Below are 18,264 nucleotides of genomic sequence, written 5' to 3'. Positions count from 1 at the left end.
ATGATACAATTATCAGAAATAACAAACTCTATATCCCCTTCCTTAACAAGGCGTCTATTTAATTTGGCCCAAAAATATGACAATGTTATAGACTTCACATTGGGAGACCCGGATATACATCCACACGATAAAATAAAAGAAGCTGGCTGTAAAGCGATACTGGAAGGTCGTACAAGATACTCCCCTAATGCCGGATTATTAGAATTAAGAGAAATAATATCTTCCAGATACAAGTTACAATATAATATAGAATACAACCCGACAAATGAGATTATGGTTACAGTTGGGGGAATGGAAGGATTATATTTAACCCTGCTAGCCATTCTAAACAGAGGGGATGAAGTCATTATACCAGCTCCATATTGGATAAACTATGTACAGATGGTATGTATGTGTAGTGGAGAGCCCATTATCACAGCTCCTGTCAGCACCAATGACTTATCGATATCTATAGAAAATATAAGGAAGGCAATCACTCCTAAAACAAAAGCTATTATTTTAAATACGCCCAGCAACCCTTCCGGGCGGATAATTTCTGATGACTCCATCCAACAAATAGCACAGATAGCTATTGAAAATGATTTGATAGTAATAACAGATGAGGTATACAAAACACTACTTTATGATAATGCTCATTTCAAAAGTATTGTTACATGCGACAAGATGAAGGAACGCACTGTTGTTATCAATAGTTTATCAAAAGAATTCTGTATGACCGGATGGCGTTTGGGTTATATAGCTGCACCTTCAGAGTTAATATCAGTGATGACAATGTTTCAAGAGAACATAGCTGCTTGTGCTCCATTGCCGTCTCAGTATGCAGCTATAGAAGCACTAAGAAATTCGGAGAAATATTCGGCTGGTATGATTGAGGAATTCACTCTCCGCCGAAATGTTTTATTGGAAGAAGTTGCCAAAATCAAAACAATAACAGTCGATGCGCCACAAGGAACCTTTTATGCAATGTTAAATATAAAATCTACCGGATTAAAATCTGAGGAGTTCGCATATGCCCTTTTAGAAAAAGAACAAGTGGCAGTGGTTCCTGGAATAACTTACGGTGATTGTTGCGAGGATTTTATCCGGATTGCTTTTACATTAGATATATATAAAATTAAAGAAGGAATTCAAAGACTTAAGCGATTTGTCGAAAGTTTATAAGATGAAAAAAGTTTTAATGCTAGGAGGCTCTTTATATCAGGTCTATGCGATTAAAGAAGCTGTAAAAATGGGATATTATGTAATCACCTGCGATTACTTGCCGAATAACCCAGGACATCAGTATGCCCACGAATATTATAATGTCAGCACAACAGATAAGGAAGCTGTTTACGAGTTAGCCAAAAGACTTCAAGTAGATGGCGTCGTTGCATATGCTTCAGATCCTGCAGCTCCTACAGCTGCTTATGTTTGTGAGAAACTAGGATTGCCCACCAGCCCCTATACTTCTGTAGAAATTCTTTCTCAGAAAGACTTATTCAGACGATATCTGGCTGAACATAATTTCAATGTTCCCAAATACGTCGGATGTTCTTCATACACGGAGGCTTTGGAACAAATCAAGAATTTAACCCTTCCTGTTATGATAAAGCCTGTCGATTCATCAGGAAGTAAAGGCATCAATAAACTGACTAACGTAGATCAACTAAAAGACTTTATAGAAGATGCCCTCTCATATTCCCGTGAAAAACGCATTATTATTGAGGAATTCATAGAGAAGGACGGATATCAGATATCAGGAGATGCCTTTTCCGTAGACGGAATTTTAAAATTCCACTGTTTTGGAAACGAATACTACAGTTCTTCAGTTGTCAAAGATTTCGCCCCACTTGGTGAATGCTGGCCTTTCCAAATGAAACCTGAAATTATAACAGAACTGGAAAAGGACATACAGCGTCTGATTTCTGAACTAAAAATGGGGACAACCGCATATAATGTCGAGGCTATTCTTGGTAAAAACGGGAAATTGTATATACTGGAGTTAGGTGCCAGAAGCGGTGGCAGTTTAATACCTCAGATTACAGAACTGGCAACAGGAGTCAACATGGTTAAATATGTGATAAAAGCAGCTTTGGGAGAAGATTGCTCCGAAATAGAGATGTCACCTGCAAGGGGATATTGGTCTAATTATATGTTACATAGCAAACAGACCGGACGGTTTAAAGAAATATCATTTGATGAAAACTTTGCAAAAAACAATCTGGTAGATTGTGTAACAGAACTGAAAAGTGGAGATAATGTTCATGCTTTCCGTGATGCTGGCGATGCATTGGGGACACTTATCCTCAAATATTCTTCGAAAGAAGAAATGTTTAATGTTATAGAAAACATGGACCAGTTTGTACATATTATTATTGATTAAAATATGAGCATAACAATCCATACAGAACCTCTAGCATATACCGAATTCAGGGATTTTATCATATCCTCTGCAAACTGGTTTGTTCCTTCTCTGTTACAGATGCCCAACCTGGATGAATGGATATTAAAAATGTACCATAACGGCTCTATGTACTATACTATTTCCGGATCTAACATTATATCTTTAATTGTTGGCTATTACAATAGAGAAGAGAGATTTTTATATATACCCTATGTCTGTGTAAACCCTGACCATCAAGGTCATGGGATCTCTAAAAAAACAATTAATTATATCATAGAACATCTTTCTACGGACATTCAGGAGATATTGCTTGAAGTTAGAAAAGACAATAACAATGCACTTCATGCATATCATAAAATGGGATTTTATGAGGCTGAGGATAGGGATGAGAAGTATTTAATGAAGAAAGAGGTACACAAAAGTTAATATTGAATGAAAGATATAGCAAATACTCCATTAGTAAGTATAATTTGTAGCACATATAATCATGGATTATATATATCCCAGTGTCTAGATGGTTTTCTAATGCAAAAGACCAATTTTCCATTTGAAATTCTAATCCATGATGATGCATCCACTGATAATACTCCTGATATCATTCGCGAGTACGAGCATAATCACCCTCAAGTCATAAGACCCATATATCAGAAAGAAAACAAATACTCAAAGAAAGAAGATATCTTTGCCAAATACCAATGCTCACGAGTCAGAGGAAAGTATATTGCAATATGCGAAGGAGACGATTATTGGATTGACCCATTAAAACTTCAGAAACAAATCGATTTTCTAGAGAACAATCCTGATTACGGCATGATATATACTACCAGCAAGGTATATAACCAAAAGGAAGGCAAAATAGAAAAAGATATTATTGGACGGGAATTTAATGGTTATATAGAGTTATTATCCGGAAATTGTATTCCAACCCTTACATCTTGCATACGCAGTGCCTTAGTAATGGAGTACTTGAAAGAAGTGGAACCCAAGAGCAAAAACTGGCTAATGGGAGACTATCCTATGTGGCTATGGATATCATATTATCACAAAATAAAATTTATTCCGGAAAGCACTACAGTATACCGTGTCTTAGAAGAGTCAGCAAGTCATTCTAATGATATACAGAAATATGAAAGATTCATATTATCGACCATTGATATAACTGCATTTTATATCCACAAATTTAATACTCCATTAACAGAGCCATACTTACGATCCTTAAGTTGCTTTTACTATGATCTATACGATAAGTATATGTGTCTGGGCATGTATAAAAAGGCCAGACACTATTCAAAACTCATTAATCCTAGTTATGTATCCGCACGTATGCGGAGAAGAGTCCGCCGATTCCATCTCAGATTCATTCAGATAAGATTAGCAAAATGGTTCGATATAAAAGGAAAAGAAAGGAAGTAAAAAGGGAAAAAAACTATCTAGTGAGATATTAAGTAAATATCCCTTTTTCTATTCACGAATCTCCACCTTTTTTAAACAGGAAATGAGTCAAGTAGTACAAATGCCAATGATAAGCTATTTTTCTTACCCTCCTGCGATATTTCAATTCATATGTATCTTCAGGCAATGCAGCTATCTCTTTCATTTTCTGCCTCATATCCTTAACAGGTTCTTTGAATTCTCTCAAATTCACCTTCAAAAGTATCTCCTTAAATATTGTAAGACAAGTCCCAATCAACCTAGTCCTAATTTTAAAAAGATCTTCTTCTTCAAATAGAGAATATTTCTCCATGAACCTCATGCGGGCATATTCTGCCAAAAAATAATGATAAAGATTCATAGGAGACATCGTGTGACATATACTCGTTTGTCGTTCTACATAATGATAAAAAGGGCTATCTACCCATACAACTTTCTTACATAGAGCAACCCATTCATACATTACAAGCCTGTCTTCATAATTTTTCCCCTCTGGGAATTGTAATGATGTCAGAAAGCCACTCTTATAAAGCTTTGTACAAGCAGAACAACTAACTTTTTCCATCATCATATCTTGTAATACATTCTTTGGATCTCGAATAACAATATCTCCAGAATTCCGGTAAGGAGACTCGTTTGGTTTAAATTCATATTCAAGAAGAAAATTACAATATGCAATTTCCGCATCACTTTGTACCATTGCATCTAACATTTTCTCAAACATTGCAGGTTCAACATAGTCGTCACTGTCAACAAAACCAATGTAAGGAGCAGAAGCTATACGCATGCCAGCATTACGGGCAATAGAGAGTCCAGCTATAGAAAGATGAAGCACTTTAATACGTTTATCAATTTTCGCATATTCATCACATATCTCAGAAGAACCATCAACAGATAAATTATCAACCAAGATTATTTCAATCTGCTGTAATGTCTGACTACGTAATGATTCAATACATTTATGCAAATAATCAGCGGTATTATGAACAGGCACTATTATACTAACCAAATACTTATTCTCCACTATTTATCTTTTTAAGTTTAAAATGTATCCAATAATAAATAGGCCAAAAATAAACAATCTTTCTCAGCCGTTTATAACATTTAATATCAAGTTCCTTTTTAGACAGAGGAATTAATTTCTTCAAATTATTCTTCATATCAACAACATAGGCACGACTTTCGCTAAAAGGAAAAGAACGCATCTCTTTAAAAGTCCTTAAGCAGCTCTTAACAAGGGATGTTTTCATATTATATTGTTCTTCCGTATCGAACAATAGATTATTATTAATAAACTCCAAGCGGCAAAATTGCGCTAAAAAGAAATGGTAACGTTGTAATGGCGAAATAACATGGCAAATACTAGAGCTTCTTTTTACATAATGATAAAATGCCTTATCAATCCACACTACTTTTTCAGACTCTAATATCCACTGATGCAAGATAAGACGATCCTCATACATATTATGTATAGGAAATTTTAATGAAGAAAAAAGTGTCTTCTTAAAGAGTTTCGTACAACAAGAGCTATTCAATCGATCACACATCATATCATACACCACCTCCTTCGAAGATCTTTCACAGACCATACCACTATTAGGTTCAAAAGAGTCTATATGCCCGTCGTCATGTTCAATCTGAAAATTGGAATATACCAAATCAACACCATATGAACTAATTGCAGCAAGCAATTCCTCATACATATTGACGTCAATATAATCATCACTGTCTATAAACCCTATATATGGAGCAGAAGCCATATCAATGCCAGCATTACGAGCTACAGATGCATTAGCTACCGAAAGATGGATTACTTTTACCCGAGTATCCATACTTGCATATTCATCACATATCTCAGAAGATCCATCAGTTGATAAATTATCTACCAGAATTATCTCTATATTTTCTAAAGACTGATTCCGTATAGATTCAATACATTTTCGCAAATAATTAACTGTATTATGTACAGGTACAATCACACTTATCAAATAATTATTCTCCATGCATGCTCTCCATTAATAAACTTACGCACAAAGATAGAGAATATAGTATTATCAGTAAAATAAAAACCAGATTTTAAGTTCCCAGGTTATCATTAATAATCGTATCTTTGCCGGAAAGCTTATTATATTAATATGAGTAAGGAAAATATAGCATTTGTTGTTGTACGTTACGGATTAAATATCAATGGAGGAGCAGAGTATCATTGTAGAATGCTAGCCGAAAGACTCACCAATGATTATAACGTTGAAGTTCTAACTACTTGTGTAGATAATTATAGAACTGGAGAAAATCTTAAGTTTAAGGAAAAAGAGATTATCAATAAAGTCATTGTTCGCCGTTTTAAAACTAATCCCACTCATCCTGAACTTGAAAACTTTTATAAAAAGAAAGCTAAACCGGCTTATAAATTAAGACGTTTTTTATACAAATGCCACTTTCTAGCTATTGCTTCTTACTTTTTCCCTGTTTGGCATTTCAAAGAAAAAGAAGAACTAGAAGCACTCGGTAGCCAAGTTTTCCATTCTCCGGCTCTCTTCAATTTCATAAAAGAAAATAAAGATAATTACAAAGCAATCATCCCTATTACAATAGATTATTCTCATTTATATTACACAACTTTATATGCACCAGAAAAGACTATTGTAATCCCTACAATGCATTATCACAAAACTGCATTTCGCTCAACCTTGACACAAGTCTTTACAAAGGCAGCCTACATCGCTTTCAACACAACAGCAGAACAAAAACTAGCAAGAAAAATATTTGGTATGCACATGGCACCCCACAGTATTGTAAGCGTAGGGATAGAGCTAAGTGCTCCATCAGACTGGGCAGTGACCCAAGAAAAGTATAATCTTCCTGATGAATATATGCTCTATGTAGGGAGAGTAGACCAAGGCAAACTTAACAATGTGTATACTTATTTCCTCAACTATAAAAAGGTATATCCTAATTCTGATTTAAAGTTTGTTCTTGTAGGCAAACAATATAGTGATCCTTTTAATCATCCGGATATTATATATACTAATTTTGTTGAAGAACAAGAAAAGATATCAATCATTCAACATGCAAAGATTGTAATCAACCCATCACTGTATGAAAGCCTATCACTTATATTACTGGAAGCAATGGCTTTAAAAAAAGCGATGCTGGTCAATGGCAATTGTAATGTATTGAAAGAACATTGCCATAAAAGTAATAATGCTGCTTTATACTACACTAATGAAAAAAGTTTCATTGATAAGCTTCATATGCTAGACTCTTCTACCAATCTTAGATTAGAGATGGGAGAAAAAGGATATTCTTACGTTAACAGTAATTACGACTGGAACATAATAATGAATAAACTAAAGCATGTTATCGAAAATATATAAAGATTTAGATACTCTTGATAGCTTGCTTTAAGCGCCCCATAATCAAAGTCCAATTATAGTTCGATTTCACATAAAATACACCTTTCTCTCCCATCTCCTCTCTCAAATCTTCCGATTGTTCAATCCGTCGAAGTGCCTGATTAAACCCACGATTATTCATGTAATAAAAAGAAGCAAAATCACTTTTTAAACAATGTTCTTTCAAGACCTTACAATGTCCGTTTACAAGCATTGGCCTCTTTTGACTCATAGCCTCTAAAAGTATTAAAGAAAGGCTTTCATAACGAGAAGGATTCACTACAATATCGGCATGCTGTAGAATTGACATTTTCTCTTCATCACTGACAAAGCCTGTGTATATAACATCAGGATGCTCAAATCGCTCCATAGCCAGCCCACCTACCAATACTAATCTTAATGTTGAATCTGAATATTTTTTCTTATAGTTCACAAAATATGTAAGTAAACGATGAATCTTTTTAGGAGTAATACGACCAATATATAACAAATATTTCTCTGGTAATTGAAACTTTTCTTTTGTCATCGCCCAATCTGCGGATAAAGACTCCTCTATTCCTACACTCAATATCCCATGAGCCCCCAAAGCCTTACCCAGAATATTTTCAGCAAGCCTCTGTTCCTCTCCGGTATTAAAACCAACATAAGCTATATTTGAAAAAGCAGATGTTAATACAGAACGGAAAGAAATACCCATATTATGCATTGTAGGAATAGCTATTGTTTTTCTACCTGCATACAATGCAGTATAATAAAAGGTGACATAATCAGAAGACATTGCTATAAATGCTTTATATTCATCTATATGATCACGAATATAATCATTCAATGCGGACGAATAGAATTTATCACTCTTCATCGCCTGCACTTCATCATCATTCTTGTAAGTCCATACAGGAATCAAATAAGACAAGTATTTCAAGATTCCTAATTTAAAAAGGAACTGGCGTAGTTTTCTTGCTGGTTTAGCCCTCTTTGCGAAATAGCGTTCCTTTTCACGCTGAACAGGATTCGTCCTAAAACGACGAATCACCACTCCATTCCATTCCTCCTCACCTTCCGGATATATATTTTCACCCGTCGCAACATCTCTGACACAGGTAGTAAGTACTTCCACATCATAATCAGGTACTAACCGTTCTGCTAACATCTGACAATGATATTCAGCCCCGCCATTTATATTTTTGCCATATCTGACAACAACAAAAGCAACTTTCTCTTTCTTCATAGCTTCCCTTAATACAACATTCTACTTATGAGAGCATCTGAATCACATTTTTCATCCGTCCTATAATCATCTCCCAATTATAATTCTCCTGAACATAGTGACGCCCTTTCTCTCCCATCTGTTGACGTAATGTTTCTGAGTTCTCAAGGTGATGCAATTTTCGCATAAAATCTCTACGATTCATATAATACAAAGCTGCATAATTACTCTTTTCACAATGTTCTCTCAACACATTACACCTGCCATTGACCAACATCGCCTTACCTTCGCTCATCGTTTCAAGTAAAATAAGTGATAAACTTTCATATCTGGAAGGATTCACTATTACTTTAGCATTCAACTGAATCGCTACTTTCTCCGCATCATCAACAAAACCTGTGTAAATTATATCCGGATGTTCGACTGTCTTTCCAAAAATACCTCCGACTAAAACTAGCTTTAATCGAGAATCTACATATTTCTTTTTATAGCTTAAAAAATACTCAACTATATTATTCAACTTTATAGCATCAATTCTCCCTACATACAATAGATAATCTTCCGGCAAATTATATTTTACCTTTGTTTGCTCCCAATCAGCAGCTTTCGTCTTCTCTATACCTACACTTATAATGCCGTGAGCAGCCAAAGGCTTTCCAACTATATTCTCTACCAATTTCTGTTCTGCTTCTATATTAAATCCAATATAGGCAACCTCAGAGAAAACAGAAGTAATAATAGAACGAAAGGATGAACCGTTATTATGCATAGTAGGAATCAGAATCGTCTTCTCCGGTGCATATAGTGCAGTATAATAAGTATGAGGGAAAAAGGAAAGCGGAATGAATGCTCTATAAGAAGCTTTATTCTCTCTTATAAAAGCATACATTGAAGATGAATAAAAAACCTGACTATTCAAGGCCTTTATTTCTTCTTGTTCTTTATAATGCCAAATCGGTTTCACATAAGACAAAGGCTTCAAAAGACGACATCTGTACAAGAAGTGCCTCCACTTCTTTGCCGGAGCCGCCTGCCTGACATAGCTTTTATGTAAGTCCGGTTCAACAGGATCTGAATAGAATCGACGTACCAAAACTCCATTCAGGATTTCTTCTCCTTCAGGATATTCATTATCACCGGTAACATAATTCTTGACACACGTAGTCAATACTTCAACATCATAATCGTTAACCAGCCTTTCGGCCAGCATACGACAATGATATTCAGCACCTCCGTTTATATCTTTTCCATAACGAACTACTATAAAAGCTATCTTTTCCTTAGTCATTCTAGTCAATCAACAATTTGTGCTTTCTCTTAAATATAGCACGATAACCACGATATAGCATCCTATAGAAGCCGAAGTGTTTACACATAAAATATCGTTTGATTGACATACTCGGGCCTAGTTGCCAAGGAGTAATATGACGATATTCACGCATTTTCAACATCGTTTCATCTATTATATCCTCAAAAGCCGGTGACGGAGGGCACAACAAAGTATGGTTAATCAAATGAATCCCCCTCTTAAGTACGCCAACGGAAGATTCACCTCCAAGTTCCGCATTCTGAATAAACTTATCCTGTTCATAAAGACTCAGGAAATAATGATATTCCTTTACCGGATCATAACCACCACGAGTAATGCTTTCATTCTTATGAATCATATAATGGTATTTAGAGACACAACTCAATACCACTTTCTGAGAGCTATAAAATACTTTATATAATACAGCTACGTCCTCATAAACCCGTCCGACAGGGAATGAAAGGCGGTCAAACAATTTACGTTTAAAGAGCTTCGCCCATAAATAGTTCTTTACCAAGTCATTCTTTACCAAAGCACGTATAATCTCCTTTCTGGAGAAAACATACAACTTACCCGTGTTGTTGATTATTTTAGAAGGTCTTCCCTCCTGCTCAAGAAGATAAGTACAAGCAGAAACATCTGCATCATGCTCTTGCATCAAAGTGTAAAGATACTGATACATATCATGATCAATCCAGTCATCACTGTCGACAAAGCCCAAAAGCTCTCCCGTAGCTGCAGCCAAACCGGCATTACGGGCAGCACTCACCCCACTATGAGGCAAATGAATAGTCTTAATGCGCTGATCCATACGCGCATACTCATCGCAGATACCGGAAGAGCCGTCGTCAGAACCATCATCAACTAAGATAATCTCAAGGTTCTTATAGGTCTGCTCCAATATAGATTGCAGACAAGTCTTCAAATAGTCCTTTACATTATAAACAGGCACTATAAGACTAATCAATGGTCCAGAGATATTAGTATTCATATTATTCTACTTGTCAACTTTTTATTTTTACTGCAGCCCCTTCTATATAGAATGCTATATAACAAGGAATACTGCAAAACTACCCTCTATTTTAAATAAATTTCACACTCGTATGTGATTCGATAATACAATCTAAACACTCTCAAATCAAACAATTACCTCTTATTTGCCATTTATACAGTATAATTCGTCTAGTTTCCAAAGTTCATTCAAAGATTTCCACTGTTTATCATTCAGGTTAGTTTTCCCATTATTTTTCTTTTGTAAGCTATTATTCTGCGTTTGAGGCAGCTCTATCGGCCGGGGATAGAATTCACCCCCTCCTGTCACCTTGACCCGCCTCTTTAATTCATTCGCTTTCAGCCATAAATCATCCGCAGACGGACAATGTTCACTGATTATTTTCCAGTCAAACAACTCCTCTCCATACCAATGGGGAGGATAATAAATCCCGCCACATCCGATTGCCACATTCTGCAAAGAGCTATTCACCGGCATCGTAAACACTTTCGCCCACTTTCTATATACCGAAAAAGAATTTCCATCCATATGAATCTTCCGGATAACGTTTCCGCAAACTGTATCCGGATACTGATACGATAAGGAAAGCAAACGCTCAACCGTATTCCGGGGATAAATCAAATCATCATCCACTGTTATCACTTTACTATCCGGATATTCACGGAAAACATAATGATACTTCTTATGTGAACGGAAATTCTCAGACACAAATCTGAATTCTACTCCTTTAGCCATCAATGTTTTAAGTTCTTCCGGCAGATCATTCAACCGTCCGGGGAACTCCAGTTCCGACAACCATACAATTATCTTTTCGGGCGGACAAGTCTGCCACAGAATCGATTTCAACATCAGATGAAGCTGAGAAATACGGGGAGGAAATGTCGTCAACGAGACAATGACTCCCGAATGGTTCGATAATGCCGGAGCATCAGTGTCTTGCTGATAAGCACGCACCACTTTATCATGATACTTTGCTCTTCTCCACCTACAAGGCAAAGAATAGATATGTCGGTAGAATCCTCCTTTTTCCTTATAGGAAGTCAGCTTCTCTTCTTCCCGTGTATAGCGATCATAATAACTGTTCACCTTCACAGACTGACCTCTCAGTACATCCTTTACAATGCCCAGAGAAGCCCATTGAACCTTTGCTCCACGAGTATGCTTTCGTATGTTCCGGTTCTTCTGGATAGAGTCTTTCGTCTTATACCCTCTTGCATGATCCAAATGGAGGCATACGGTAGAGTAACGTATCTGCATACCATGAATTCCATAGTTCTCCAGACGTTCTCCAAATTCACGGTCTTGTCCACCGTACTGCATACGCTCATCAAAACCATTCACAGCCAGAATATCGCTTAGCCAACCGGAAGCGTTATGCCCGTTCCAGCTTGCTTTGGTAGGAGTAAATGTATTTAATGCCCACCTTTTAAATCCTGTAGCAGTCAGTTTATTATTTTTAAAAGAGGCAGGCATCCCTTTTCCTCTCATCCATTGCAGATCAAAACATCTGCCGGATAATATATCGTCCTTTGTAATATCTTTCGACAAATCCATACTCAACTTATGATATCCGCCGGACAGGAAACGTCCTTTACGGCGAAGACGCAAGTGAGTTGAGACGAAGTCTTTACGTGGAATACAATCGCCATCACTGAAAAGCAGGTAATCTGCTTGTGCAGCCAGTATGCCTTTATTCAGAATATCGCATTTACGGAATCCTTTATCTTCGTGCCATACATGCTTCACCTGAAAGGATAATTGCGGAGTTATCCTCTGCAACATATCATAAGTTTCTTTCCGCGAACCATCATCGGCAACAATCAATTCAAAGTTCTTAGTATCCTGGGCTTCATATCCCCACAACACCTTCTCCAGCCATTCAAGCTGGTTGCAGGTTGACAGTACGACCGACATCTGCAAAGAAGTAGTCTTCCGGCTAAAACGGATAATAGAATAATTGCACTCCATCTGTTCCCCAGCCCAATAAAGTTCTCTCGAAAGCTCCCTCCATCCGGCTAAGTCCACACGATCAGTGCCATCAATGTCTTCCTCCTTATGCAAACGAACCAGACATAATGCGTCCTCATCCTGATCTTCTTTCAAGTCAGCATGATGAGCCAGCAAGTAGTCCCGTACTTTTTCATCCGAACAAACAACATTATTTTCAAAAGCTACTATCATTAATTACCCTCCTTTAGCCATTAAATATCCAACTGAAACCAGACCTGATGTCTGCGACGATATCTGTTCCAGAATTTCTTTCTGTAATGCAGAATCAAACGCACACATTCTTCTTCATCCATCCCTCTCGAACGGGCATACTCTTTTCCCAACAAGATGAAGAAGGGTGTCTGCCCCCATAAACGGGCAAAATTCGCACAACCTTTCTTAATATCCACTTCGCCAAAATGCATTCTGTTAATATCCACCAGTGAGAAATGATATTCCTCTCCTATCTTGTCATACAGGATGTTTCCCGGCGAATAGTCCAGATGCAGAATTCCGGCTTCATGCAGACGCGCTGTAAATTCCGCAAAAGCGGTCACTACATCTTCGCAGCTTTTTATATCCGCATTGCCAAACTGGCAAAAATTATATCGATAGGGAGATTGTATGCTCATAAAATATGAATGACCAATCAAACCCATTTTTGTCTCTTCTATATAGGCAATAGGACATGGGGTTTCAAACCCTTTCTCCAACAGTTTCTCCGGATAAACAAAAGCCCGTTTCCCTTTCGAAGGGCGAAAGAAAGCATAAGCGATCCGATTTATCAGTGGAGGTATCGTATACCGTTTCACGTTAATATCCAATCCATCCACCGTGATCATCTTTATCAAATTTCGCCCGGAATGAATTACCGTTCCTATTGTCTCAAAATCTTTCGGAATACGTTCTACATATTCTCTCAGATATTCGTATTTGGGGTTAATCATTATTTTCATCTTACGAAAAAACAAGAATGGTCATACTTCTCTTCATCTCTCAACTCTTTTGCCCGGTCATCTTAAAATATTTATCCAACACAAGCAGTGATATCAAATTTTCTCTTCTCTTATCTTTAAACTGGGACACATATTCATGGGCATGTCTGATGATCTCCAATGATTCGTCTACATGCTCTATATAGTAATTCAACCGTTCCTCCAGATCAGAGAAATCCGGTTTTATTTCAATATAATGATAATTGGGAATAAGCGTGCCTTCCATAAACCATGTCTCACAGGTAGGCCGGGGCATCACTGCTATTGAATTTGATGACATCACCCATTTCAGGTTGCTGGCCACATCGATTCCTTCAAGAGCCATTATGAATTTATAATCCAAATGCTCATTAATCGTTTTCTTCTCCGTACGCCACTCTGCCGGATCAGTCGTATTTTTGCTGACATCTCCCAGATCGCACATCGGATGATGAAAATACATTTCCATAAAAAGCTTTCTGGAAGGTTTTCCTTTTACCTTTCCACGAAAGATTACCATATTTTTCTTCTCAGTAAAAGCCTTCTTGTCGTCCACAAATATAAAATGACGAACCTTATCCAGTTTCATCACAATCGAATTCGCGTTATCATCTGTCAGCGGACGACTTTTCACAATAGAGGGATAGTCGGGAACAAATGTCACATCACCGGGACAAAATCCCCACTGAAACTGATCGGAAAACCAGCGGGTATATTGATAAGTATCAAAGAAATACACTTTTTGTTTGCTCATCTTGTGCTCTGAAAGATGCGGAGCAGAAGAAGGTAATTGCACCGTTCCGGAAAGTTTGTTATAATAGTCAACACGATGTTCTATATACTCCTTGTCCTTCCGGCGGGATAGTGAAGACAACTTTCCTTGTAACCGTAGCCGGAAAATGCCTTTCGGAATGATAAGTCTGAGAGCATTTACCGAGTAGTAAATGAACTTAGGATTCTTCCCGCTACGCAACTTATATAAAAGTTTATTCTTCATTCTTGTTCCATATCTCAGGAGTACCTGGCTCCTAATTGATTATTCCTTCAATCTTCGCTATCACCTGTTCGGGTTTTATTTCTCTCAGGCAGGCATAATCGCCCCGCCAGCATGGTTTCTGTCCGTATACGGAGCAGGGACGGCATGACAGGTCAAGCTGTACCGTATTGACCGGCAACTGTTTCCATCCCATAAACCCGGCATATGGATGAGTAGCTCCCCAGACAGAGATCACCGGAATGTTGACCAGCGAAGCCAGATGCATATTCGCCGAATCCATCGAGAGCATCACATCCAGATGACTCATTAGATTCAGTTCGGTACGCATATTCAACTTACCAATCATAGAAACGACGGAAGGATATTTCGCCACCCAGCCATCGAATACTTCCTGTTCACTCTTGCCACCACCGAAAAGGAAAACCTTCACCTTTGGATCGGCGGCAAAATGGGCTACTACCTGCTCCTGCAATTCAATAGGGTATATCTTACCCATGTGTTTGGCAAATGGAGCTATACCAATCCATTTCAAATTATCTTTCGCTCCTGTGACAGGTTCTATCTCTGCAAAGTTCCCTTTTTCATCTCCATAAATCGAAGAAAAGTTCAACAATACAGGGAAACCCAGTTTCTCCAGCACATCGGCATAACGACGGAAAGAACTTTTCTGGTTCTCCAATACTTTATGCCGGCGGCGAACTAATTTTTCTTTTCCCACTCTACCTTTATAGATAGATGCCACAGGTATATTAGCCAGCCGGAACCTCAAACACAGGTATTTCGTACGAAGCACATGGTGAAAATCTGCCACATAGTCGAAACTCTTTGCTTTCAGTTCCGAATAAAGGGTGTTCAACCCCCATAATCCTTTATGTTTACCCGTCAGGTCAGCACCGATAAAACTCACATTTGCAGGAAGTCCCTGAAAAAGCGGCTGCCATACAGCACGGCTCAACACCGTAATTTCAAGTTGAGGATATTGTACTGCCAGCGAATGTACTACCGGTATCGTCATGGCTACATCGCCAAGAGCTGAGAAACGGATAATGAGAATACGCGCCATTCGTTATTTTTTTGCATAAAGCACCGGATTCAGCGCCGGGTCATTATACATCTTCATCTGTTTATATACTTTCATATACTTCTTCCCTGCCTCAATATCAGCCAGCAGCTGATCGATAGCCGAAGAAAGGTCTTTCCGTTGTTCCAGCAGAATATCCAGTTTTACCTGGCATTGTGCACGATGTTCTTCCGTCGTATCCGTACGCTCCACTTCCTGCTGCATGTGGTAAATTTTCAAAGCAAGAATAGAGAGACGGTCTACTGCCCAGGCAGGACTTTCCGTATTGATGGTAGCATCTGCCAGCGGCTTTACGTCCTTATATTGATCAAGAAAATAGCTGTCGATCAGCTCCACCAGATCCGTACGGTCCTGATTGGATTTATCGATTCTTCTCTTCAAAGCTACGGCTGCCACCGGATCAATATGCGGGTCACGGATGATATCTTCGAAATGCCATTGTACGGCATCAATCCAGTTTTTCAGATACAAATAATACTCTATCGACTTCAACTCGTAAGGATTGTTCATCGGCGCATCTACGCTGTCCGTCACATGGTAATCTGTCGTCGATTTCCAAAAAATATCATTGCAAAGGTTACTAAATGTCATAATCTTAACTAGCTAATAGATGTATAATAGGACAAAGCTATGTAATATTTTTCAGACAAGCAACCGTTTCTTACTTTTTTATTTCTTACCTTTGTCTGAGCAAAAAAGGAATTGTATATGAAAATTATTATAGATGATAAGATACCTTATATAAAAGAGGCAGCAGAGAAAATTGCCGAAGAGGTAATCTACGCACCGGAAAAGGATTTTACACGGGAACTGGTACAGGATGCGGACGCACTCATCATCCGGACCCGCACTCACTGCAACCGCGAATTGCTGGAAGGCAGCAAAGTAAAATTTATCGCCACAGCAACCATCGGATTTGACCATATCGACACCGAATACTGCAAACAGGCGGGTATCGAGTGGGCGAATGCCCCGGGATGCAATTCCGCCTCGGTGGCTCAGTATATACAATCCTCTCTTCTGATCTGGAAATCTCTTCGGAATAAAAAGCCGGACGAACTGACGATCGGCATTATTGGTGTAGGTAATGTAGGAAGCAAGGTGGCCAAAGTCGCACAGGATTTCGGTATGCGTGTACTACTGAACGACCTGCCAAGAGAAGAGAAAGAAGGAAACATTGCCTTCACCTCACTAGAGAAAATAGCCGAAGAATGTGATATCATCACCTTTCACGTACCTTTATATAAGGAAGGGAAATATAAAACGTACCATCTGGCAGACGGGAATTTCTTCCGGTCTCTCCAACGAAAGCCTGTTGTTATTAACACTTCAAGAGGTGAAGTGATCGAAACAAACGCCCTGCTGGAAGCCATCAACAACGGTACAATCTCGGACGCAATAATCGACGTATGGGAACATGAACCGGAAATTAACCGTGAATTATTAGAAAAGGTACTGATAGGCACCCCGCATATCGCCGGATACTCCGCCGACGGAAAAGCAAATGCCACCCGAATGTCGCTGGACTCCATCTGCCGTTTCTTCCACCTAAGCGCAACTTATGAAATCACCCCTCCCGCCCCATCTTCGCCTCTTATTGAAGCAAAAGACCATGAAGAAGCTCTGCTGAAAATGTACAATCCCATCGAAGACAGCAACCGATTAAAATCCCATCCGGAACTATTCGAAACCTTACGGGGAGATTATCCGTTGAGGAGAGAAGAGAAGGCGTATAATATAATAGGTATTAAGTAATAAGTATTAGGTATTAACCGTAGTTGCTTAAACTTCCATTCGGCAAAAGTCCGCATGGTTAATACTTAATACCTAATACTTAATACTTATTGTTTCTTCTACAACATGTGGGAAATGCTCATACTCCAAAGCGTGTACTTTTTTAGCCACCTCTTCGGGTGAGTCATCGGGAAGTACGGGGCAGGTGGCTTGGAAGATGATGCTTCCTTCGTCGTAGTGCTCATTAATATAATGTATAGTAATGCCAGTTTCTTTTTCGCCTGCAGCTACTACGGCTTGGTGAACTTTGTCGCCATACATACCTTTTCCACCGAACTTGGGCAGGAGAGCTGGATGTATATTTATGATTTTATCGGGATAAGCATGCAAAAGCAAATCCGGCACGCGGACAAGGAAACCTGCCAGCACGATAAAGTCAATGCGATATTCCTGCAAAATAGCCAGAATTTCATCTCCGGCTATCCAGTCCTCCTTCGGGAATACGTTACAGGGCACTTTCAAACGATGCGCACGTTCCAAAACGTAGGCATCACTTTTATTAGAAAGTACTAACGACACCTCAACGGAGTCGCTCTTTTGGAAATACCGGATTATATTCTCGGCATTTGAGCCGGAACCGGAAGCGAAAATGGCGATGTTTTTCTTCATTATACTCGAATTCAATGCACAAAACAGTGAAAAATGTGCAAAAGACTGCATTTATTTAGTCAAATATTTGCGCAAAACGATAA

The 18,264-nt window shown here is 38.4% G+C and carries 17 protein-coding genes; 6 read left to right on the top strand and 11 right to left on the bottom strand.

The features are described 5' to 3' along the window. From ACHLI0_RS14895 to ACHLI0_RS14880, 4 genes are read left to right on the top strand one after another with little or no spacing between them, the layout of a single operon-like run. Entirely contained in the window at nucleotides 1-1,161 is a 1,161-nt protein-coding gene (locus ACHLI0_RS14895; protein WP_011108801.1) for a pyridoxal phosphate-dependent aminotransferase, read from the top strand. Between the two features lies 1 nt (nucleotide 1,162). Beyond that, the gene (locus tag ACHLI0_RS14890; RefSeq protein WP_225011792.1) at nucleotides 1,163-2,362 is read left to right on the top strand and encodes an ATP-grasp domain-containing protein; all 1,200 of its coding nucleotides are present in this window, start codon (nucleotides 1,163-1,165) and stop codon (nucleotides 2,360-2,362) included. A 3-nt stretch (nucleotides 2,363-2,365) separates the two neighbouring features. Next, nucleotides 2,366-2,809: a GNAT family N-acetyltransferase gene (locus tag ACHLI0_RS14885; protein WP_008767578.1), complete on the top strand. Its 444-nt coding sequence runs from the start codon at nucleotides 2,366-2,368 to the stop codon at nucleotides 2,807-2,809. A gap of 6 nt (nucleotides 2,810-2,815) precedes the next feature. Then, a complete protein-coding gene (locus ACHLI0_RS14880; protein ID WP_062695836.1) occupies nucleotides 2,816-3,796 on the top strand; it encodes a glycosyltransferase in 981 nt (326 codons plus the stop codon). Nucleotides 3,797-3,848: 52 nt separating this feature from the next. Here ACHLI0_RS14880 and ACHLI0_RS14875 read toward each other — a convergent pair whose 3' ends face one another. Together ACHLI0_RS14875 and ACHLI0_RS14870 are read right to left on the bottom strand one after the other, a co-directional pair. After that, a complete protein-coding gene (locus ACHLI0_RS14875) occupies nucleotides 3,849-4,838 on the bottom strand; it encodes a glycosyltransferase family 2 protein (RefSeq protein WP_011108798.1) in 990 nt (329 codons plus the stop codon). Then, nucleotides 4,828-5,817: a glycosyltransferase family 2 protein gene (locus tag ACHLI0_RS14870; RefSeq protein WP_413555489.1), complete on the bottom strand. Its 990-nt coding sequence runs from the start codon at nucleotides 5,815-5,817 to the stop codon at nucleotides 4,828-4,830. The genes ACHLI0_RS14875 and ACHLI0_RS14870 overlap by 11 nt, the downstream gene beginning before the upstream one ends. 132 nt (nucleotides 5,818-5,949) lie before the next feature. Between ACHLI0_RS14870 and ACHLI0_RS14865 the strand changes: the two genes are divergently transcribed. Then, complete coding sequence (locus ACHLI0_RS14865; RefSeq protein WP_490749506.1) at nucleotides 5,950-7,191, top strand: glycosyltransferase; 1,242 nt, start codon at nucleotides 5,950-5,952, stop codon at nucleotides 7,189-7,191. Nucleotides 7,192-7,195: 4 nt separating this feature from the next. On the opposite strand, the gene ACHLI0_RS14860 is transcribed toward ACHLI0_RS14865, so the two are convergent. From ACHLI0_RS14860 to ACHLI0_RS14825, 8 genes are all read right to left on the bottom strand, one after another. After that, nucleotides 7,196-8,437: a glycosyltransferase family 4 protein gene (locus tag ACHLI0_RS14860; protein WP_490749505.1), complete on the bottom strand. Its 1,242-nt coding sequence runs from the start codon at nucleotides 8,435-8,437 to the stop codon at nucleotides 7,196-7,198. 25 nt (nucleotides 8,438-8,462) lie between these two features. Further along, on the bottom strand, nucleotides 8,463-9,704 hold the full coding sequence (locus ACHLI0_RS14855) for a glycosyltransferase family 4 protein (protein ID WP_225657722.1): 1,242 nt from the start codon (nucleotides 9,702-9,704) through the stop codon (nucleotides 8,463-8,465). A gap of 1 nt (nucleotide 9,705) precedes the next feature. Next, a complete protein-coding gene (locus ACHLI0_RS14850) occupies nucleotides 9,706-10,716 on the bottom strand; it encodes a glycosyltransferase family 2 protein (protein ID WP_008767570.1) in 1,011 nt (336 codons plus the stop codon). 162 nt (nucleotides 10,717-10,878) lie between these two features. Then, complete coding sequence (locus ACHLI0_RS14845; RefSeq protein ID WP_490749504.1) at nucleotides 10,879-12,918, bottom strand: glycosyltransferase family 2 protein; 2,040 nt, start codon at nucleotides 12,916-12,918, stop codon at nucleotides 10,879-10,881. 20 nt (nucleotides 12,919-12,938) lie between these two features. Next, nucleotides 12,939-13,682 carry a BUD32 family EKC/KEOPS complex subunit gene (locus ACHLI0_RS14840; RefSeq protein WP_032814211.1) on the bottom strand — a complete coding sequence of 248 codons (744 nt, stop codon included), beginning with the start codon at nucleotides 13,680-13,682 and terminating at the stop codon, nucleotides 12,939-12,941. A 40-nt stretch (nucleotides 13,683-13,722) separates the two neighbouring features. Continuing rightward, nucleotides 13,723-14,697: a glycosyl transferase family 90 gene (locus ACHLI0_RS14835; protein WP_490749503.1), complete on the bottom strand. Its 975-nt coding sequence runs from the start codon at nucleotides 14,695-14,697 to the stop codon at nucleotides 13,723-13,725. 31 nt (nucleotides 14,698-14,728) lie between these two features. Continuing rightward, on the bottom strand, nucleotides 14,729-15,760 hold the full coding sequence (locus ACHLI0_RS14830) for a glycosyltransferase family 9 protein (RefSeq protein ID WP_055219342.1): 1,032 nt from the start codon (nucleotides 15,758-15,760) through the stop codon (nucleotides 14,729-14,731). Between the two features lie 3 nt (nucleotides 15,761-15,763). Next, nucleotides 15,764-16,369 carry a DUF4254 domain-containing protein gene (locus tag ACHLI0_RS14825; protein WP_055219340.1) on the bottom strand — a complete coding sequence of 202 codons (606 nt, stop codon included), beginning with the start codon at nucleotides 16,367-16,369 and terminating at the stop codon, nucleotides 15,764-15,766. 117 nt (nucleotides 16,370-16,486) lie between these two features. Between ACHLI0_RS14825 and pdxB the strand changes: the two genes are divergently transcribed. Next, the gene (gene pdxB, locus ACHLI0_RS14820; protein WP_490749502.1) at nucleotides 16,487-17,533 is read left to right on the top strand and encodes a 4-phosphoerythronate dehydrogenase PdxB; all 1,047 of its coding nucleotides are present in this window, start codon (nucleotides 16,487-16,489) and stop codon (nucleotides 17,531-17,533) included. A 72-nt stretch (nucleotides 17,534-17,605) separates the two neighbouring features. On the opposite strand, the gene purN is transcribed toward pdxB, so the two are convergent. Then, nucleotides 17,606-18,232 (bottom strand): phosphoribosylglycinamide formyltransferase, encoded by a 627-nt coding sequence (gene purN, locus ACHLI0_RS14815; protein ID WP_202572915.1) that lies wholly within the window; start codon nucleotides 18,230-18,232, stop codon nucleotides 17,606-17,608. Nucleotides 18,233-18,264: the final 32 nt, after the last annotated feature.

It is taken from the genome of Bacteroides sp. RCH18 (assembly GCF_058231005.1).
Note: the sequence above shows the minus strand (reverse complement) of the source record. Positions and strands in the feature narration are given on the sequence as shown.